This is a genomic window from Streptomyces sp. NPDC030222 (genome assembly GCF_055573115.1).
The window spans coordinates 122,117-140,972 of record NZ_JBVICA010000011.1 but is presented as its reverse complement, the minus strand read 5'-3'; the positions used below and the strand labels follow the sequence as shown (position 1 = coordinate 140,972).

The 18,856-nt window shown below is 68.6% G+C and carries 14 protein-coding genes and 5 pseudogenes; 12 read left to right on the top strand and 7 right to left on the bottom strand.

What is annotated here, in order from left to right; genetic code table 11:
• Nucleotides 1–94: 94 nt before the first annotated feature.
• The gene (locus ACZ4Z5_RS18095; protein ID WP_468263548.1) at nt 95–1,009 is read left to right on the top strand and encodes a MurR/RpiR family transcriptional regulator; all 915 of its coding nucleotides are present in this window, start codon (nt 95–97) and stop codon (nt 1,007–1,009) included.
• Nucleotides 1,010–1,236: 227 nt separating this feature from the next.
• Nucleotides 1,237–1,737 carry a hypothetical protein gene (locus ACZ4Z5_RS18090; protein WP_468263546.1) on the top strand — a complete coding sequence of 167 codons (501 nt, stop codon included), beginning with the start codon at nt 1,237–1,239 and terminating at the stop codon, nt 1,735–1,737.
• A gap of 1,493 nt (nt 1,738–3,230) precedes the next feature.
• Here ACZ4Z5_RS18090 and ACZ4Z5_RS18085 read toward each other — a convergent pair.
• The 3 genes and pseudogenes from ACZ4Z5_RS18085 to ACZ4Z5_RS18075 all read right to left on the bottom strand — a co-directional run.
• Nucleotides 3,231–3,524: pseudogene (locus ACZ4Z5_RS18085) on the bottom strand (MFS transporter); the annotation flags it as partial.
• A gap of 316 nt (nt 3,525–3,840) precedes the next feature.
• Complete coding sequence (locus ACZ4Z5_RS18080; RefSeq protein ID WP_468263543.1) at nt 3,841–5,937, bottom strand: DUF1996 domain-containing protein; 2,097 nt, start codon at nt 5,935–5,937, stop codon at nt 3,841–3,843.
• A 307-nt stretch (nt 5,938–6,244) separates the two neighbouring features.
• Entirely contained in the window at nt 6,245–6,478 is a 234-nt protein-coding gene (locus tag ACZ4Z5_RS18075) for a hypothetical protein (protein WP_468263810.1), read from the bottom strand.
• 374 nt (nt 6,479–6,852) lie between these two features.
• Here ACZ4Z5_RS18075 and ACZ4Z5_RS18070 point away from each other — a divergent pair, with 374 nt between their 5' ends.
• Nucleotides 6,853–7,347, top strand: a complete 495-nt coding sequence (locus tag ACZ4Z5_RS18070; protein WP_468263540.1) for a hypothetical protein — start codon at nt 6,853–6,855, stop codon at nt 7,345–7,347.
• 34 nt (nt 7,348–7,381) lie between these two features.
• Here ACZ4Z5_RS18070 and ACZ4Z5_RS18065 read toward each other — a convergent pair whose 3' ends face one another.
• Both ACZ4Z5_RS18065 and ACZ4Z5_RS18060 read right to left on the bottom strand, forming a co-directional pair.
• Entirely contained in the window at nt 7,382–7,828 is a 447-nt protein-coding gene (locus ACZ4Z5_RS18065) for a hypothetical protein (protein WP_468263538.1), read from the bottom strand.
• A gap of 515 nt (nt 7,829–8,343) precedes the next feature.
• A complete protein-coding gene (locus ACZ4Z5_RS18060) occupies nt 8,344–8,733 on the bottom strand; it encodes a hypothetical protein (protein WP_468263535.1) in 390 nt (129 codons plus the stop codon).
• Nucleotides 8,734–9,010: 277 nt separating this feature from the next.
• Here ACZ4Z5_RS18060 and ACZ4Z5_RS18055 point away from each other — a divergent pair, with 277 nt between their 5' ends.
• Nucleotides 9,011–11,638, top strand: a complete 2,628-nt coding sequence (locus ACZ4Z5_RS18055) for a DUF6185 family protein (protein WP_468263807.1) — start codon at nt 9,011–9,013, stop codon at nt 11,636–11,638.
• Nucleotides 11,639–11,829: 191 nt separating this feature from the next.
• Here the strand turns inward: ACZ4Z5_RS18055 and tnpA are convergent.
• Together tnpA and ACZ4Z5_RS18045 are read right to left on the bottom strand one after the other, a co-directional pair.
• Nucleotides 11,830–12,207 (bottom strand): annotated as a pseudogene (gene tnpA / locus ACZ4Z5_RS18050) (IS200/IS605 family transposase); the annotation flags it as partial.
• An 85-nt stretch (nt 12,208–12,292) separates the two neighbouring features.
• Nucleotides 12,293–13,072 (bottom strand): SDR family NAD(P)-dependent oxidoreductase, encoded by a 780-nt coding sequence (locus ACZ4Z5_RS18045; protein ID WP_468263532.1) that lies wholly within the window; start codon nt 13,070–13,072, stop codon nt 12,293–12,295.
• Between ACZ4Z5_RS18045 and ACZ4Z5_RS18040 the strand changes: the two are divergent.
• The 8 genes and pseudogenes from ACZ4Z5_RS18040 to ACZ4Z5_RS18005 form a co-directional block, all read left to right on the top strand.
• Nucleotides 12,964–13,320, top strand: a pseudogene (locus ACZ4Z5_RS18040) (transposase); the annotation flags it as partial. The gene ACZ4Z5_RS18045 and the pseudogene ACZ4Z5_RS18040 overlap by 109 nt on opposite strands.
• A gap of 66 nt (nt 13,321–13,386) precedes the next feature.
• Nucleotides 13,387–13,854, top strand: a pseudogene (locus ACZ4Z5_RS18035) (IS5 family transposase); the annotation flags it as partial.
• 210 nt (nt 13,855–14,064) lie between these two features.
• Nucleotides 14,065–14,343 carry a type II toxin -antitoxin system TacA 1-like antitoxin gene (locus ACZ4Z5_RS18030; protein WP_468263804.1) on the top strand — a complete coding sequence of 93 codons (279 nt, stop codon included), beginning with the start codon at nt 14,065–14,067 and terminating at the stop codon, nt 14,341–14,343.
• Nucleotides 14,340–14,723, top strand: a complete 384-nt coding sequence (locus ACZ4Z5_RS18025; protein WP_468263529.1) for a fic family toxin-antitoxin system, toxin component — start codon at nt 14,340–14,342, stop codon at nt 14,721–14,723. Before ACZ4Z5_RS18030 ends, ACZ4Z5_RS18025 begins: the two co-directional genes overlap by 4 nt.
• Before the next feature lie 439 nt (nt 14,724–15,162).
• Entirely contained in the window at nt 15,163–16,239 is a 1,077-nt protein-coding gene (locus ACZ4Z5_RS18020) for a PP2C family protein-serine/threonine phosphatase (protein ID WP_468263526.1), read from the top strand.
• Nucleotides 16,240–16,369: 130 nt separating this feature from the next.
• The gene (locus ACZ4Z5_RS18015) at nt 16,370–16,981 is read left to right on the top strand and encodes a helix-turn-helix domain-containing protein (protein ID WP_468263523.1); all 612 of its coding nucleotides are present in this window, start codon (nt 16,370–16,372) and stop codon (nt 16,979–16,981) included.
• 436 nt (nt 16,982–17,417) lie between these two features.
• Nucleotides 17,418–17,702, top strand: a pseudogene (locus ACZ4Z5_RS18010) (DUF6879 family protein); the annotation flags it as partial.
• A 290-nt stretch (nt 17,703–17,992) separates the two neighbouring features.
• A complete protein-coding gene (locus ACZ4Z5_RS18005; protein WP_468263520.1) occupies nt 17,993–18,568 on the top strand; it encodes a hypothetical protein in 576 nt (191 codons plus the stop codon).
• The last annotated feature ends 288 nt before the right edge of the window (nt 18,569–18,856 follow it).

Genomic DNA, 18,856 nt, shown 5'->3' with positions numbered 1-18,856 from the left:
ACAAGGCTGCTGTAATGTCGGTTCCAGAAGTGTGTGTTCCTGGAACGGAATGGCCACGATCGTAACGCCAGTGACGGGGGAGTCAATACCTGTAATGAAGATTCCAGAAGTCGGCAGTGCCGCACCCGGAGGCGTGACCCGTCTGCGGACCGCTGTCCGTGACACATGGGACGAACTGTCCGCATCCGAGCGAGCCGTGGCCCAGTACCTCGCGAGCGCGCCGCCCGAGCAGGTGATGTTCGCCAGCGCCCAGGAACTCGGCACGGCGACCGGCACCAGCAACGCCACGGTCGTACGGGCCCTCCAACGCCTCGGCTACGCGGGCCTGCCCGCCCTCAAACGGGAGCTGGCCGCCGACTTCACCTCGGCACTCGCACCCGAGGTACGGCTCCAGCAGCGCATCGCCCACGCGGGACACGACCTGGAGAAGATCTGGGACGACGTGTTCGACGAGGCACGGGACCGTATCGACCAGTGCAGACGGCTCACCGGAACCGAAGCGCTCCAGCGAGCCGTCGCCGCGCTCGCCGGAGCCCGTGAGGTGTTCTGTTACGGAGTGGCCGCCTGTGAGCTCGCGGCCCGCCACCTGGCACTGACACTCGCCCGCATCGGCCGGCGGGCCCGATTCGTCGGCGCCACCGGGTTCGCCCTCGCCGACCACCTCCTCGCCCTCGAACAGGGCGACGCCGTGGTGATCTTCCAGCCCGGACGGCAACTGACGGAACTCACCGTCCTGGTGGAGCGGGCGCGGTCGGTCGGGGCGAAGGTCGTCTTCGTCACCGACGAACTGGGCGAGGCGTTCGAGGACCGGGTCGACGCAGTGCTCACCGCACCTCACACACCCACCGGCAGCACCAACGAGGCGCTCACCGGCCTCGTCATCGCCGACGTCCTGCTGCTCGCGCTCACCACGCTCGACGAGGCACGGGCCGTAGAACACTCACACCAGCTGACGGCCCTCCGGGAACAGCTGCTGTCCCCGAAAGAGCAACGGAGCCGCCGCAGTTGAACGGTGAGCGGGGCCGCGCGTCTTGGGGTCGGGGACTCGGGCGGTCCACCTGCTGCGGGGTCCGTCTACTCCGCGGTCCGGAGATCCGTGGTCCGGACCCAGCGGGCGTCCCGGACGGGCGCCAGGACATGTCGATCCACGGGACACATGCGGATCCGGAGGGAGGAGCAGCCCTGCCCCGGGTGCGGCCGGCGGTGGGGTGACACGTGCCGTGCATACTGCCGGGCATGGAGATCCGATTCGCTGAGCGATTTCACCTGCTGATCATGGTGGGCCTGGTCCTGTGGGCGGTCGTCCTCGGGGCGGGCTGCGGCTATCTCCTGGGCGGCCCCGCCACGGCCGGGCTCACTGCGGCCGCGGCCGGCCTGGGCGCCGGCGTCGGAGCGTTCCTCGCCCGCCGCCGCACCCTCGCACGCTTCAAGCAGGTCCGGGACGCCGCGGCGGCCGACGGCTACGCCGAGGGCCTGGCGCACGCCGTACTCGTGGGCATAGCGACGTACCAGGCGGCCGTCTTCCCGTTCGCCCCCGACGGCGTGACCGATGGTGAACGCGCCGCCCGCCGGACGTTCGCCTACCGGATCGCCGCGTCCGACGGCCTCCCGCACCCGGTGCGCACCTCGGCCGCGGCCGCACTGGAGAGCATCGACCACGGAGTGGACCCCGAACGTGCACGGGCGGCGATGACGGCGCTGGCCGCCACCGTCTACGAACACCACACCCGCCGCTGACCCCGAGGCGGGCCATGCCCGCCTCGGGGTCAGCGGCGGGTGTGCAATCCTGCTTACGGACCCCACGGTCGCTGGAATGACCAGCCGCCAGGAGCACGCGGCGAGCCCCGCCGCAACGTGGCCTACGCCATTCCCGAAGGATCCTGGAACCTGGCTGCAGCCGCCTGGATCTCGATTTCGTACGGCCCGCCGACATCGCTGGTGCCGGTGCCAGAAGGTACCCCTGGCCCACGCCGATGCTCGGGGGTGGGCGCCTCCGGACGGGCGCCGGGCAGCGGGCGGTCCTGCGGTACAGCCGGGTCGGGCGTGCCGGCGCCGTTGGTGAGCATCGACGAGACCACCATGAGACCACCGGCCGCCCCGATCCCGCACACCCCCACGAGGCGTCCTGGCCTCACCACGAGGCGTGCCCTCCTGACGCCCTTGCTCCTTCCTCTCGGACGGGCCGATGGCGGTGACGTATCCGAGGCCACGGGCCGCTCGAAACGACGCGATCCGGATGCGGCCCGGGAGACAGAATCGGTGCGCGTGATGCCCGACGCGGGCTCCCAGGAGGGCGGGTTGTTCTCGGCAGGCCAGTCCGGTCCGGCAGATGCGGAGTACAAGGCGTCGACAGGGGGCAGGTGCCCTTCCACGGCGGGTTCGGCCTGCGTGCCACGCGCCCACAGGGGCTTCACCGCAACGGGTGCCGAGGCCATGGGGTGTGCAACCCTGGCCGTTCCGAACGGCTTTCGCGGTCGGAACGCATCCCAGTCGTCGACGCCGACGTCGGACTGCTGCGACGGTGCGGGAAGCGACGGCTCGGGCCGTGACGGGCCGCCGACACCGGCACCGTCCTCCTGGACCCCCACGCCGGCGGAGCGCTCCCCGGACGACCGGCTCCCGGCCTCACGCCTCGCGTCGCCGGCTCCGCGCGTCGAGGGAACGCCGTCCAGGAGCTCGGCCCGTGCGGCGTCCAGTGCGTCCAGCACTTCCCGGAACGAGTCCATGATCGAGTGCCCGGAGTCGGTTCCCGAACCGAAAGCTCCGTGAGGCTTGCTGTCGTCAACGTGCACCGGCAGTCCTCCTTGGTCGACCTCCTCCGACCGCCCGGACCTCGGACCGTCGAGGGACGTCCTGTAGCGGACGGATCATCATCGGAACGATGAGCCGCGCGCTTTCCGCAGTTCCTCGGGGCCCGAGGCCGCAGAGGCTCGTGTGTGGTCACGGATCAATACGGGCCCGACGCTGTCTTGTCTCATACGACTTCCGTGCGACTCCTGATCCGTCCGTGAACAGGGCTGGTGCGGAGGTCGCCGATGACCGTCGTACATCCGTGTCCGCACCACCCGTCACCCCGTCCGGCGCACGGTCGCCGTAGGGTCGCCGTACGGCGAAGGGCGGGCCGTACGACACGACGGAAGTCCGTGCAGTCGCCGTGCCCGCCTGCGGGTTTCGGGACCAGGGGCCGACGGCCGGTGCCGGCCGACCGTCGGTCGCCGACGCCGCCTGCGTCAGTGCGACGGCGAGGGAAGGCCCGGACGGAGAACCGAGTCCGGGCCGCTCCGGGAGCGAATGGACATCGGCAGGTCACGAGAGCGCCGGATCGGCGAGAAGAGCAGGGTGAGCGCCGCCAGCGGTACTCCCGCCGTTGTGATCCACATGGCTGTGCGGAGATCGAAGACGGTCCCGAGCCAGCCTGCGAGCACGGCCCCCAGCGGGATCGTTCCGTAGTTGAGGAAGGCCGTGCTCGCGGTGAGGCGACCGAGGAGATCCGGAGGGCAATAGCGCTGCTGGAAGCTCGTCTGTGGTGGTCGGCGTTGCGCTCGTCTCCATGGCTCATGGCGGCAGCCTGTTGCAGAGAGATCGCTGCGAAGAACCCTCTGTAACGTGGGCCTCTGTGAACGGCTTTGTGGTGGTGGACGGTTGTCCGCGGGCTCCACCGATCAGTGACGACCTCTCAAGTCAGCTGGAAATGCACTCCAATTGAGCCCGCCTCGGCCGGCGCGGGTCGCTTCGGACCGAACGCGGTCCCGACGTCGGGCTGTTGAACTCGAACACCGAAGCCACCCGGCCGGACCTGTGTGATCCGACCGAGTGGCGTAGTAGGCAGGGCAGGGCGACTCAGTGGCGGCGGGACGCTGCCCGGTTGCGGCCGCGCACGTGGACGAGTGCCGCGCCCGCAGCGAGCATCGCGAGCGCTGCGCCGGCCGGCCACAGCACGGTGCCGGTGTTCGCCAGCCCGCCTGGGCGAGCCTCGGCCTGCGGGCTCAGGGCAGAGCCGCCCGTGTCCTGTGAGCCTTCCGCGGCAGGAGGCTGTGCGGTGCTCGGTTCCGCGCCCGGGTCAGTGGCCGTCGCCATGGGGCGGGTCGGCTCCCGGTCTCCTCCCGTCGAGGCGCCGGAGGCAGCCAATGCGCCCGTGCCGGAACCGCCGTCCGAGTCGGAGCCGGCGCTACCGGCGGACGGCTTTCCGGCGATCGGGGAGGTCGTGCGCGTCGCCGCAGGGCTCGCCCCGGATCCCAGCGGACGCGCGCTCTGCGAGTTCTTCGGGCTCTCCGACACCGCCCCACCGGGCGTGCCGGGGGCACCGGCGAACCCGTCCTGCGGAGCTGTCGGCTTGCCGGGGGCGGATGCCGACGGCGTCACGGACGCCGAGGGCTCCTCGTCGGGATCCGTAGGGGTCTCGTCCGGCGCGGACGGCGAGTCGTCCGGAGCCGGGCGGGTCGGCTCACCCGAGGGCTGTTCCTCGCCTTCCGCGGGGCACTGCCGCCCGGTGTTGATGCAGTCCACCATCTCCTGCATCAGGCCCCCGTCGAAGACGTTGATGAAGTCGCCGTGGTCCGTGACGGGCTTGTGCAGCTGCTCCGGGAAGGAGTCCACGGCGAAGAACGGCCTGGAGCGCCCGTTGTCGTTCGTACTGGGGGCGTCCACCCGGTACACGATCCGCTGGACCAGCTGCGGAATGGCGCGGAACCCGTTGGAGCAGTTGCCGTTCTCGTCGGCGAAGGCCACATGGGTGCGGTGGTTCGCACTGTCGATGTTCTGGCCGTCCCAGCAGCTCTGGAACTTGAAGGTCCGTACGACATCACTGCCCCTGGGGCAGAGCGGGTACTTGTCCTTGAGCTGACGGTCCTCGAACCCGGTACAGCTCCACGAAGCGTTGGCATTGGCCGGTCCGTTGACGAACGCCTTGGCGTCGCCCGTGATGATGCGCAGGAGCCGAGGCATGGCCACGACCGGGCCCTGCGGGTTGCCGACGAACTGCATGGTGACCTGCTTGGGCGTGAGGATCCTCCCCGCGTTGCCCTCGACGCCACCGCCGGGCCGGTCGGCATCTGCTTCCTGCCGGCCGTCCTGCAGTCGCAGTACGGGCCAGAAGTAGGAGGACTTGTCGCCCTGGTTCTCGCAGGTGGTCCTGCCCTTGGCGAGGTCGTCGTCTCCGGCGAACGCGTCGTTGGCCTGGTTGCCGACGTAGTCGTGCATGTGGTGGGCGCCGTTGGACACCCCGGGGGCGACGATGACGTTGTCCGAGTTGAATTTGCGTTCGGCGTTCACCCCGCAGTTCGTGGCGAAGCTACCGCGGGACGCGTTCGCGCCCTGACGGGGTGCACGGACATTGGGCTGAACGGCAGTGATCTCCTGGTAGTCGGCGGGTGCCGGGCCATTGCCGCCCTGCCCCTTGCCGTCCTGCCCGTTCCCGGCCTGCTCCCCGTCGCCCTGGCCGCCATCGTCCGGCTCTCCTCCGCCGGCAGCGTTGTCGGAGGCGCGCACGGTACACGCAGCCAGGGGCCCGAGGTCCTGTGGGCGGTCGCCGGCCCTGTCCATGGCGGTCACGATCCGGTCCAGAGTCGCCGTCCGCTTCGCCTCGAGCGGCTTCATGATCGCGTTGTCCGCGAAAGAGTCGTCCTGCTGCCGGGCGTCCGCAGAGTCCTTGAGCCGCTGGTAAGCCTCGGACACCTGCTGGTCCAGCAGGGCGAGTTCCTTGTCGACGTCGGGCCTGGCCTGCGCCGGTACATCCGTCAGCCGCGTCCCGACATCGGGGCAGTCGATGGTGGCCCCGGCGGCGAGGGCCTGAGCCGAGGGACGGCCGTCACCACCCCAGAACTGGCCGGCCGAGGCGTACACGTTCGCCGCGATCAGCCCGCCGGCCCCCAACGATAGTGCGGCAGCGCCGACGATGATTCTTCTGCCTGCCGTCGGTCTTCTTCGTGCGTGTGCCATGGAACTCCTTCGTCCCGGCCGGCTGTATCCCTGGCATGGACCGGTCACGGTGGGGTGGTGGAGGCATGTACGTGCCGGAACCCCGAGGTGTTCATCCGACGGCAGAAAAAGTCGGAGCCCCGATGGCGCTGCGCGAAGAGCCGCCGGGGCGTTCGAGACGAAGGAGGTGGCGGGCCGGTGCTCCCGGCCTGTGTCGAGGTGGGGCCGACCGACTCCCGGGGCCCTCCAGGTGGCAGTGACAGGCTCGTCTGCGGCCTGAACGGGCAGCGCGGGACGGGGGCAGGCCGCGGGGACGCAGTCCCGGCTCTCAGGCGTGATCCACGACCCGGGTCACACCCTTCGCTCGGGCGCAGTGGGCGCAGCAGAAGAACTGCCCGTCCGCCTGCACGCCATGACCGAGGATCCGGCACCCGCAGTTCTCGCAGATCGGCGCCATCCTGTGGGCGGCGCATTCGATGCTGTCGAAGGTGTGAACGGCTCCCGCCGCATGAACCTCGAACGTCAGCTCGTAGTCGTTGCCGCAGACCTCGCACACGGCCATGCTGATCATCTCCTTGTCGCGGACAGGAGGGGTCCGCTGGTCGGCACTCCTGCGGGCAGTACTTACCAGGCGGAGCCGCTCGGACCTCCGGTGGCGCGTTGGGCGGACGGGACCCCGACAGCAGGGATCACTCCGGTGGGGTAGCGAGTCGCGCTCCCCGCCGGACGCGCCCAGGAATCCGCACCCGTCATCGCGGCAAAGGTGAATGCGCCGAAGCCGGATGGCGCGTATTCCATGATCGGCATGCGAGGAACGGGCGATGCGCAGCCGGATGGATGAACCAGGCAGTTCAGCAGAGTTTCATAATTGACACTCCATCGCATGATGAGAATTCTGATCCGCAGCAAGGAGCCGTCTGCACCGGGCGAGGAAGAATGTTTTCCATTTCGAAGTGGGGCGTCGTTGCGGCGACGGCAGTTTCGCTGGCGGCTGTCTCAGGCTCCGCCTCTGCGATCAACGATCCGCTCGCGCTGGTCGGGGGCAAGGACAGAAAGGTCGTGGGCGTCCTCAGCCTGACCACGGTGGGCACCGGAACCACGGTGATCGACAACGGTGAACCCGGACCAGGCGTCGGCGACCAGATCGTCATCACCGCGAAACTCTTCCGCAAGGGCGTCAATTACGGCGAGGAGGGAGCCGTGTGTACCCGGGTGGCAGCAGCAACCACCCTCTGTACGGGCACCTTCAGCCTTCCACAAGGGCAGGTGATGTGGCAGCACCTGCAGACCACCCCCAGGGGAGCCCCTCCCAAGGACTTCCACGTGGCCATCACCGGCGGCACGGGTGCCTATGCCACTGCACGCGGCTACGCCCATATCGCCCGGATCTCGGAATCGGGCGGTGCGTTCACCCTCTATTTCATGCCCTGAGCGGTACGGCCGGCAACGGCGGCGACGTGATTTGTCATGGCCGCGGCTCGGATCCCACGGTGCCATCACGCAGACCGCGCATCTCGGCGAGCCATGGGGGCCAGGCGTCTCGCAGATAAAGCGCGAAGGGGATCCACCAGATCACATCATTGGTGACCAGGATGATGCCGGACGCGAACGGCCATTGGCCGGTGGCCCACAACCCGAGCCATCCGAGCGGGCCGAGAATCTTGCCGACGAGACCCACGGCTGCGACGAGGAAGCCGGAAGCCGGCCGCAGCGCCACGTCCAGGTAGAGGATGCCGTACAGACCCAGGACCATCCCGAGTGTCATGAAGATCTGCGGATGGTTCTGCGATGCCATGTCCGCAAAACGGAACACCCACTGCGGGTCGAGAAGCGCGTAGGAACCCCAGGCGATGTTGTAGACGCCCGCAGCGAGGAAGACCGTCCGATGCATGCGCTGACGAGGTATAGGCACGTGGGCACCCTAGCCTCGATCCTGCATGAGGGTCCGTCAGACACGACTGCTCGACCGGATCGGCATCATGCGGCGACCTCGCGGATTCCAGGACTGGCGCTGTGTCGGTAAGGGTGCGGCCTTTGACGCGGAACGCGACATCACCGTAGCGCGGTGACAGCGGGCGAGGCCATCGCCGCCACCACCGGTCGACACACTCGACATCAAGCGTCCCTCCCTGCGCGTCCGCAATCCGCCGGACCCGGCTTCCCGACCGCACCGGGGATCTGTCTTGTGGAGGAGCTCCGGCCCGGCTCCTCCCGCCTGCATGTCCGCCGTGTGATGGCGCGTGCTGTGAGGGGCGAGGATCGGACGCATCCGCCTCGTCCGTCGCCTTCGTCCCGTGTGGGTATCGCCCTGTATACCGGCAGCCCCCGCGATTCACGGGGCCCGGCCGATGAGCTCGCACCACCAGCGGGATACCGGCCGTCCAGGCGGCACCCCGCTTCCTCCCTGCGCGGGCACTCCAGGAACTCTCAGTGGCCCTCGTCCCGCCCGGGGCACAGGTCGAGCGGATCGCACAACTGGATCACCTGGTAGGGACTTTCGTCCAGTCCGGCACGGTGTGCAGTGTGCGACTTCGAGACGAATCGCCACTGCGAAGCCTTGACATGCTCGGTCTGACCGGCCTTCTCCACATGAGTGTGGAGGGTGCGGGTCTCCGGGTCGTTCGTCTCGACCAGGACCTCGTTCGCCGCGAGCGGGAAGTGGTCGTGCAGCAGGCACAGGCCGAAGCGTTCCAGATTGCCGTGCTTTTCCAGCACCATGACCAGGTCCCGCACGAATTCCGCGTCCTGTGGACCCAGGCCCTCCGCCTCGTCGAACCGGGGAAGTGGCCGCCGTGAAGTGGTTGCCTTCTCGTCCATGGTCTTCTTCGCCTCGTGAGGTGTGAGAACTCCATTTCCATTACATGCTGAACCCTTGAGAGTTTTAGTGCAATGGCGCGGGCGGCCTGCTATTTCCATTTCAACTACTTGGCCGGTCCATGGATGTGCGTCTGGAGCCTTCGGGTCTGCGGCTGACGGGGTTGGATGCTGATGGCATCGGTGTGTTTCCGGTTGACGTGCAACACCTCATGGATAAGGTCCTGCACGCTTCTGGTGGCACGTCTTCCGGATCGGTGAACGGCGGTGTGCGGTGGAGATGATCCGGTGGTGGCACCGTCTCTTGCTGGTGATCCTCGTCGTGGCGTGGTCTTGGCTATGGTCCACGGGGGTGCAAGGAACCCCCCGTGACGCCTGTGCGACGGACCATATCAATCCTCGCGTGACTCATGCCGGAGTTCGTTTTACTCACCATCGCCAAACGTATGTGCAGGTTCAGACGAATACGACGGTCAAGGTGCCTTTGAAGGGTTGGAGCCTGGCAAAAGGACTGACGCTCAGTGAGGATTCGACGGGGTATCGAGCGGCCATGCGTTGCCTGCTGCGTGGGCCCGAGGAAGTGCTGAACCGCCGACCGGATGAGTGGCGCTTCCGTAGCCCGCAGGTGACTGCGGAACGCGGCTGGGTCACGGTTGAGTACGAGGCAATCGCCTGGATCAATCACCGCGGGCGGATCTCGGTCGGTCCCTGGGAGTTCAACGTCGATGCGAGCGAGGGGAGGTGGCTGGTAGGACTCCGGCCGCCGAAATCACTGGTGAATGTCCGGTGGAAGCGGATCGAGGTGGACTTGGGCGGCCTCGACGCCCACGAGATCACCCCGCCCGCGTCCTCCGTACAGCAGGACCGTCTGGTGTGGGATGAACAATGGCCCACAGAAGTGAAGATCCAGCTCGAGCCCCCATGGCAGCGGGACTTCGCCCTGAGCAATGACGAACGGTCATGGGTGAGCCTAGTGGGCATCGCCTCATGGTGGTTGTGTGCTTCGGGAGTGATCGTGCTGGCCGCGCTCCGTGCGTGGCGGCTCCGTTCGTCTCCCGACGGAATGGCCTGGGGCCCATGGCTCCGGGCGCAGTGGCGGGAGCACAGGAGCGGGAGCTGGCGAGGGGACAGGCCGACGCGCGCGGTCCTGGAGTGGGCCGTCCTCAGCTCGGCAGTGGCCCTGACCCTGCTCCTGCTGATCCCGGGGGCGCCCACAGCCGACGTACAGCCCCGGTACGCAGTCACCAGTATCGCGTCGGGCCTCGCCATGATCCTCGTCGCCCGCCCTTGGTGCGCTGTCCCCTCGGGCGATGCGGATATGGCCGCCGCCGCGGATTCTGCCACCCCTGAAGGAGCACAGCGTCGCCAAGCCTTCGGTGTGATCACGTTCTCCTCCCTGGTGGCTGCAGCCGGTTTGCTCGTCGCCTTTGCGCCAAAGCTCTTCGGGCTTCCGCAGGACCTGACGCCGCAGACACCTCAGCCCCCGTCCGGTCTCTTCGGACTCCTGTTGATGGGAATGGCCGTGATGTGGCTGTGGCTTGCTGCGATGACGGCGTGGGCATGGCGCTTCGCGCGGGAAGGGGGAATGGTCCGCAGGACCTGGACGTCGGTCTGGGAGACAGCGCCTTTCCGTTGCCTCGCTGTGATCGGCGCCCTGCTGACAATGATCGCCGGTGTCATACTCCTGTGCTTCTGGTGGGCTCACGAGCGCCAATGGGAACGCCACACCTGGCTCACGGGTGCGACCAGAACTTCGTACGAGATCGCACAGAGCCTGTTCTATGCCAGGTTCGCGGCGACCGGCCTCCGGTGGGCCTACTCCTACGCATGGGTGCTGACAGGGATCGCACTCCTCGCTCTCCTCTACACCCACGTCAGGGCCGAGAGGTGCGAGGAGCACCTGAAGCAGGAACTGGAGCCGCCCAAACAGGACTTCCTGCTGAGCGCCGCGGTCTTCGCCTTTCTCGCGGGGCTGAGGCAGGTCTCGTTCGCCGGCTCCGCGGCACTGTACGGTCTCTGGCTCCCCCTGAACATCGCCGCCCTGTACGCCTTGCGGGCTGTGGGCCGGCGATGGTCAGTGCTCACCCGTACGGGGAAGGACTTCCGGACCACGGAGCTCGGTGCCGGCGAACGCCGCCGACGACTGCTGACCATGGCCCACCAGTACCGCACGCTTCACCATCGGCTCCTGCTGGTGGACCGGGGCCATGAGGGAGGCACAGAACGCGAGAAGCTGGAAGGCGAGCTGCGAAACCTGCACGAGTGGCTGCACAGCGATTCCGCTTCCGGCCGCCTCCCGGACCGGGTGTCCGTGCTGGACGTCGCCCTGAGCTGGGGACCCGAGGACCACTGGTGGGACAACGCGGTCCATGCCGCGCGTCTGGCGTTCTTCTTCGGGATTCCGGCCACCGTCGCCATCACCTGGCTGGACTACCTCAGGGATTCCAGGACCTGGATGCTCACGCTCCACAGCTCCGTCGGGCTGCCCGAGATCGCGGCGAGCCTGGTCAGATGGCAACTGGCATGGGCCGGTGCGGGCCTCTTCATGGGGGCGCTGTGGCGTGTGCTGCCCGGAGCCCGCGGTCCTGCGCGCGCGTTGGGCGTCACGGTCGCCTATGCCGTCCCCATCGGAGTGGGCACCGTATTCAGCCGTATCACGGATACGGAACGCGGCTACGCCTTGCTCAACGTCATCCTCATGCTCAGCGTCCTGACTCTCGCCAGCATGTGGATGGACATGAAGACCTTCAGCGGCGAAAGGCAGTACTGGCCCACTCGGCTCGGCTTGCTGCTGTCGATCTACCAGTTGCGCGGTATCTCCACGCAGATCGCCTACCTCCTCGCCCAACTGACCGCCGCCGTGGCGCTCTGGAGCCAGCTGGCCGGCAGCGATTCCGATCCGCCGTAACCACTCGGCGGTCGGACGACGCTGCCGAGGCGTTCGAGGCCGCCCCGGCATGTCGTGGGCCGACTCCGATAAACCGGATGCGCTTCCGAGCCGGAGCAGGTAGCCGGCCCCGACGCCTTCCGATGCGCCGCGCCCCGGATACCGGGTCCCTTGCAGAAAGCCCCGGCGCTCACGCCGGGGTTGAACGCATGTCAAGGCTGCTCTGAGGTGTACTTCGGAGTGGGTGTTTTTTGCTGCTCGATGTACTGGCGGACGATTGCCAACGGTGCTCCGTCGCACGATGCGGAGAAACGCGAGGGCGATCACAGGTGCCCCTGCGTGATGGCGCGGTTGATCCGGTCGGTGAACTCCTGCCGTATCCGGCGGGCGGATACGCCCTTGAGGCTGTTGACCAGCTTCGAGACGGCGACCTTGGGCGGGTGGTGCACCAGGAGGTGGACGTGATCGCGTACGCCGTTGAACTCCTTCAGGTCCGCCTCGAAGTCCTCGCACACCCTGCACATGATTTCTTCGCAGCGCGTCAGTATCTCGTCGTCGAACACCCCGTGTCGGTGCTTTGTCACGAAGACTCTTTCGGGCGTTGATGGACTGCCCGGTCTTTCGTTTCTGTTCGTGTGCCCCGGTCACTCGGTGGGTTTTCACGAGAAGCCGGGTTCAGTGGACGGAGAACCCGCCGTCGACGAAGATCGCCTGCCCGGTGACATAGCCGGAGGCGCGGCTTGCCAGGAACACCGCCGCTCCGGCGAAGTCCTCCGCCAGGCCGTTGCGCCCGACCATCGTGCGGGCGGCCAACGCCGCTACCTTCTCCGGGTCGGACGACAACCGTGCGTTGAGCGGGGTCATGACGAAGCCGGGCACCAGGGTGTTGCACGTGACGCCGTAGGGCGACCAGGCCTCGGCTTGTGAACGGGCCAACGACTCCAGCGCTCCCTTGGAGACCCCGTAGGCGCCGCTCTGGACGAACGCCCGGTGCGCCTGCTGGGAGGTGATGTGGATGATCCGGCCGAAGCCCCGCTCGGCCATGCCGGGTCCGAACCGCCGTCCCAGCAAGTAGGGGGCCTCCAGGTTGACCGTCATCGTGGCGTCCCACACGTCCTCGCCCAGTTCGCCCATCGGCGGCCGCAAGTTGATCCCGGCGCTGTTGACGAGAATGTCGGGCTCCCCGAATGGCTCGGCTGCCTGCTCGGCCGCGGCTCGCACCCCCTCGCGGGTGCTCAGGTTTGCGCTCACCCAAGCCGCCCGGCAGCCGTCCGCGGCCAGTTCGTCGACCATGGCGGCCAGTTCCGCCTCCCTGCGTGCCACGATCACGACGCTCGCGCCCGCTCGTGCGAGAGCCCCGGCGATGGCGCGGCCGATCCCGGAACTGCCGCCCGTCACCACGGCAACCCGGTCATCGAGCGAGAAGAGTTCGGAGAGGTAGCTGTGCGAGGTCATCCCTGCACCCTAGACGGAGTGCGTCCACGGCGAACGGGCCAGTGAAAACTACGGGTTCGAAGATTCACAACATCTGTGACCGCAACGGGCCGCCGATCGCGGTGGGCGTCTCCGGTGCCAACCTGCATGACAGCCAGTCCCTGATCCCGCTGATGCGCGGCATTCCTCCGATCCGCTCCCGCTACGGGCCAAGGCGCCGCCGCCCGGCCAAGCTGCATGCCGACAAGGGCTACGACTTCGACCACCTGCACCGCCGGCATATCGTGCCGCGCGTCGCCCGCCGCGGCATCGAGTCCTCCGGCCGCTACGGGCCAAAAAAGGGCGAACTCACAGGTCCGAGCCCCGTGGACCGGGGCGAGGCGGGTTCCAAGACGCACGTCCTGTCGGACGCGAACGGACTGCCACTGTTCGTCGGCGTCTCCGCCGCCAACACGCACGACAGCCTCGGACTGAAACCCATGGTGGCCGGTCTCCGATCGAGACACGACCCCCACCGCGGCCGGCACGACAAGCCCCGCAAACTCCACGCCGACAAGGCATACGACGTACCTGACCTGCGAAAATGGTTATGTGGCAAATGCGTCGGGGTCCGCATCGCCCGCAAGGGCATCGAGTCCAGCGAACGCCTCGGCCGCCACAGGTGGGTCATCGAACGCACCATGACCTGGCTCACCGGCTACCGCCGCCTCAACCGCTACGAACGCCATCCCCGCAACTACCTGGCCTTTCTCGGCCTCGCCGCAGCCCTCTGCTGCTACAAACGCCTCATCCGCCTCACCACACAGGACATGGTCTCAGCCCAGCTCCTGGGGGATCTCTCCCCCTACCCGCGCCCGGTACGGGGCAACAGCTCAGTGTGCGCCTGTCTGATACCGCGGGGCCGTCCCGACCGCGCTGACCAAGAGGTACGCCGACAGGCACAGCACTTGGCGCATGCTGGCCCTCTGCGTGATACCGCTGGTACCGTTGGTGTCATGAAGGAGCCGAAGGCCATGAGCTTGCGTTTCCCCGACCCGGAGCAGCGGGCCGCGATCGCCGCCGCAGCCCGACAGGAAGGGGTGAGCATGCAGGAGTACATCCTCTCCGCCGCCTATGCCCGCGCCACCGCCGTCGAGGGCCGGTTCCTGGACGCCTTCCGGATGTCGATGGCGCGCAGTGGGGCGGTGTTCGCCGCCGAACCGAGCACAACCGATCCGTCGGCGGAGCAGCGGACCGCCGAGCAGCAGGCACTCGCCGATCTGGAGCAACAGGAAGAGGGCCGGGCCGCGTGACCCGGCCCGACCCGCATCCGCTCGACGTCGCGTACTTGCTCCACGCCGCCGAGCTGCTACCCGGGGACCCTCAGGTCGACGACCTCGGCCCTCTGTACGCGGCAGTGGCCCGCGTGAATGCCCGGGCGATGGAACGCGACATCTACGCCACGCTGAACCTCAAGGCCGCCGCACTGCTGCAGACCCTGGCGAAGCTTCCCAGCCTGGAGCACTCCAACGAGGCGTTCTCCTGGCACTCCACCGAGGCCTACCTCGCTCTCAACAGCCGCCACCTGGAATACCGGCCCAAGGACGCCCTCACCCTCGTGCGCGACGCTGCCCAGGGGTTGCTCGGTGTCCCACGCATCGCCCGCCAGCTGCGTGAATGGACGATCGACTGACCCGCGGAGCATGCCGCCCGGGACGAGCGCCCGGTACTACGCCAGGGCAGCGAGTGCGCGGTGGTGACGCTTCCCTGCTCGGGCGGGACCGTTCTCGGCAAGCCGCCTGGCCCGGACGGCGCCGCCGTGGATGAGGCTCCGATCTGCGGTGCCGGTCTCGGCCGGCCCGCACGGCGGGCGTGGCCTCGACGGTCGCTGCGTTCTACGGGCTGGGCAGGCCCAAGCGTGGCTGGGACGGTATGGCGGGCACGGACGCGTTCACCGGTCTCCCGGTCCGCTGATCCGGGAGCCGGGCACGGGCCGAGGGGTGGAGCGCTCCCTTCCGGCGAGGCAGGCTGTACCTATGCGTTCCCCCCTCCGCCTCACTCTGCGGGCCGGAGCGTCCACTCGACCAGGAGCGGGCGGTTACGGCGGGGTTCCGTTCAGGCTGGGGCAGTGTGTGCCCTTCGCGATCGTGTTGGCCGTGCTGGGCGTCGAGCTCTCGCCCGCGCATGATCTGGTCACCGGCCCCGTGCTCACCACGACGCCGGCGCTGGCCGCGCTGACGATGGGGCCGCTGGGCACGCTGTCCACGGCAGTCCTCGCCGCGGGTGTGAACGCGGCCTCCGCAACCTACAACCATTCGTGGGGGGCGCTGACCCAGCTGATCGCCGGGAACTTCCTGGGTCTGTTCGTGGTGTCCGTGGCCAGTGTCATCCTGAGCAACGCCATGCGTACGCGCCGGCAGGGCGAGCTTGACCAGGTCCGCCGGATCGCTGTGGCGGCGCAGGAGGTCGTCCTGCGGCCCGTCCCCGAGCGGCTGGGCCCGGTGCGAGCCGCCAGCCTGTGCCTCGCGGCGGGGACAGGGGCGCTGGTCGGCGGTGATCTGTACGAGGCCGTGCAGACGCCGTACGGCGTCCGGCTGATCGTGGGGGACGTGAGGGGCAAGGGGCTGACTGCCATGCGCGCGGTCGCAGTGACCCTAGGCGCGTTCCGAGTGTCCGTGCACTACGAGGACGAGCTGACGGAGGTCATGTCCTGCTGCGAGGCCGCGCTGCGACGGGAGGCGGCCGTGCCCGGTACGTACTCTCAGGAGGTTCTGACGGAGGGATTCATCACCGCCCTCGTGGCCCAGGTACCGGACGAACAGGTAGTGCTCGTGGTCAACCGTGGCCATCCACCTCCGCTGGTGCTGCACCGGGGCAGCGTTCAAACCCTGATGCCCGACACGCCACTGCCGCCGCTGGGTCTGGAAGACCTCGTGGACGGCCTTACCGCAAAGGTCGAGAGCTATCCGTTCGTACGCGGCGACCGTCTGCTCCTGTACACCGACGGCGTGATCGAAGCCCGCAATCGCGACAACGACTTCTTCCCTCTGCCGGAGATCATGGAGGAGATACGGGCGAGCACCACCCCCCGGGAGTTCCTGGAAGAACTGCACCAGGCGTTGATCTGCCATACCGGAGGCCGCTTGACGGACGACGTGGCGATGATCCTCGTCGACCGGGTCGACGAGGACACCGCCGGCAGCGGCTAACGTGTCGAGCACGGCGCGTGCAGCCCGCTCCACGCGCCCCATGTCCTCGGCGGAGAGGTAGCCGAGGAGCTCTGCTTCCTCGAACCTCTGAGGGCGGAGGCAGGAGCGATGGCAGCCCAAGTGCGTCACAGTGGGACGACGGCACGTGGGTGGCCTGTCCCCGGACGTACAGGACCACTACCAGCCGGGGCTGTGCGGGTTCAGTGCAGGGCCGCCACTGCTGGTCTCCCGGCTGTCGTGGCCTGTGTTGCTCGCCGTTGTCGACGAACACCTCCAGGGCGTGGAACTTCTGGCGCACCGACGAGTACCGCCCCTTCGTCCCGCCGCTGCGCGCCGGTGCGGGGTGCGCCCCAGTCTTCCGAGTCGGGAGTTCCATTCAGATGTGTGGGGTTGCGGGGCGGCGCGTACTGGGCCGAAGGCCGAGTTGATCCTGTCGGATGAGGAACGGGCTGCGCTGGAGGGGTGGGTGCGGCGCCGTTCCACGCCGCAGGCGTGGGCTCTGCGGTGCCGGAGCATCCCGTGTGCCTCTGGGGCGTCGAACAAGGATGTGGCCGCCAGACTCGGCTCGACACCACACGCGGTGGGCCGGTGGCGGGCGCGGTTCGTCGAACACCGGATCGCCGGCCTGGGTCACATGCCACGCTCGGGCGGGCCCCGGACGGTCAGCGACGAGCAGGTTGCCGTGGTGGTGACCAAGAGGCTGGAGGCCACGCCGTCCTCGAGCGCCTTGCCAGTCATCTGAACAGAATTCCTGACTCAGAAGACTAGTCGTCCTCGCCCGGCTCCCCCGGTCGCCGTGTTGTCAGTGGCGTCGTCGATGCTCTGCCGATGACCGACATCGATCAGCTGTTGTACGGCGCGGCCGCGAAGGCGACCCTGGGCAAGCCCCCTGGGACGGTGGCTTGCCCAGCGTGGCTGGAGCTCCCATCCGCGGTTCCGGTTCCGGCTGGTACCGACGCGGAGGGGGCAGGGGTTCGGTCACCGCGCTGGAGAAGCGTGCGTTGCCGCCGGGGCCTTGACTGCCAGGGCCGCTGAACCGGACCTTCGTCGCGCAACTGTCCGCAACCGACTCGTCGGCTCAACCGAGTGGGTGGCCGGCCACAAGGTGGGGATCCCGGCGCACGAGCGGGTGATCCGCGTCTTGGCCCGGATGGTGCCGATCCTGAGGGAGGCGCGCGATGCCACAGAGCGCGCTGCACTGTGCGACGTTTGCTGAGCTGTTGGCCGTCACGGAGCGCACGGCCGTCCATCTGGCGATGCGCGACGTGTACGCCGTAGGCGACGAGAAGGACGACTGCGGGAGCTTCCTGCGTACCGGCGTCCCGAACCTGGACCCGGCCCGCTCGTTCTGGCCGCAGTAGATGCCCCTCGTCGAGGACGCGATGGCCCGGGGCACGGTGATGCGCCGCGAGCGGATCGTCTCCGAGCCGGTCACCGACTACATCCGCTACGAGCACGCCATCCCCAGCGAGCCCGTGACGGCACGGACGTGGTCGAACCGACCGCCGTGAGAGAGGGCACCCTCGCGTCCTGGCCGAGCCGCCGCCCCTGAGACCGCTGCTGCCGCGGCCGCGCCGGCCGGCACAGGGACGGCCGCCCGCGACGCCGGCGAAGGCGACGGCCGCACCCGGAGCAGCTGACAACCGGCCTGTGCCGCCCCTACGGTGACGGTATGACTGCACAGGACGGGGGGACCGCCGCCACGGCCGATCGGGCCTCTGTGGCGGTTCGGTTTGTATTGGCCTGCATCGGCTTGTCGATCGCCGTCGGCGGGGCGTGGATGGCGTTGGTGTTCGGCGGGAAGGTCTTTGCCGGTGCCGACTGGGCCGGCACCCCGGGCCGGCTCATGGTCGAGTCGTGCCCGCTCGTCGCGTCGTCCTCGGAAAGAACTGGTGGCGCGACGAACTACCGGACAGGCCCGTGCTACGGCGTCTTCCACCCCGACGACGGCGGACCGAAGATCGAGGACGTGGTCCTCAAGGGCCGTGACGGCCAGGAGTACCTGCAACCACGGCGAGGAAGCCGGTGCTACGGCGACTCACCGGACCAGCCCTCGTGGTGCAAGGGTCGGCCGGCCTCGGCGCAAGTGCGCTACCTAGACGGCCAGGCCTGGATGTCCGGCAGCGGCATGCTCCTCCCGGGTGCCCTTGCAGTCCTCGGCCTGTGCGGACTGGGGCTGGGACTCCTGCTGGGCGCCCAGCAACTGGTGTGGCCGGACACCGAACGGCGGCCACCGTGGCTGCGCCCCACCCTGCACCGCCTTCTCATGACCGGAGTGGCCTGCACGGCCGGACTGATCCTCCTGGTGGCCTTCGAGGTCAACGGCTGACCGGGCCGGCCCCGCACCGCGCCGTCGGCCGACGATCCGCCGCCGTTGCGGCGCCGAGACGATGCCGACTACGGACGAGATCCGTGCACTCCACGAGCGGTACGCGCTTTCCCGTGACCTGCCACACCTGGCACGTGCCTTCGCCGTCGAATGAGGGCCGGCCGGAGTGGCTCATCACGTGGCGGAGGCGAGCGCGCTGCTGCCCGCGGCCGAACCGGCCCCCGCCCTACCGCCTGCGTTCAGGCCCGCGCCGGCCTCGGGTCGGCCGGTGGCTCAACCTGCCCGCAC

What these genes read in the sequence shown, in the direction of transcription:
- ACZ4Z5_RS18095 (WP_468263548.1), top strand. Translation starts at nt 95, where the DNA reads ATGAAGATTCCAGAAGTCGGCAGTGCCGCACCCGGAGGCGTGACCCGT.
- ACZ4Z5_RS18090 (WP_468263546.1), top strand. Translation starts at nt 1,237, where the DNA reads ATGGAGATCCGATTCGCTGAGCGATTTCACCTGCTGATCATGGTGGGC.
- ACZ4Z5_RS18080 (WP_468263543.1), bottom strand. Translation starts at nt 5,937, where the DNA reads ATGGCACACGCACGAAGAAGACCGACGGCAGGCAGAAGAATCATCGTC.
- ACZ4Z5_RS18075 (WP_468263810.1), bottom strand. Translation starts at nt 6,478, where the DNA reads ATGGCCGTGTGCGAGGTCTGCGGCAACGACTACGAGCTGACGTTCGAG.
- ACZ4Z5_RS18070 (WP_468263540.1), top strand. Translation starts at nt 6,853, where the DNA reads ATGTTTTCCATTTCGAAGTGGGGCGTCGTTGCGGCGACGGCAGTTTCG.
- ACZ4Z5_RS18060 (WP_468263535.1), bottom strand. Translation starts at nt 8,733, where the DNA reads ATGGACGAGAAGGCAACCACTTCACGGCGGCCACTTCCCCGGTTCGAC.
- ACZ4Z5_RS18055 (WP_468263807.1), top strand. Translation starts at nt 9,011, where the DNA reads ATGATCCGGTGGTGGCACCGTCTCTTGCTGGTGATCCTCGTCGTGGCG.
- ACZ4Z5_RS18045 (WP_468263532.1), bottom strand. Translation starts at nt 13,072, where the DNA reads ATGACCTCGCACAGCTACCTCTCCGAACTCTTCTCGCTCGATGACCGG.
- ACZ4Z5_RS18030 (WP_468263804.1), top strand. Translation starts at nt 14,065, where the DNA reads ATGAGCTTGCGTTTCCCCGACCCGGAGCAGCGGGCCGCGATCGCCGCC.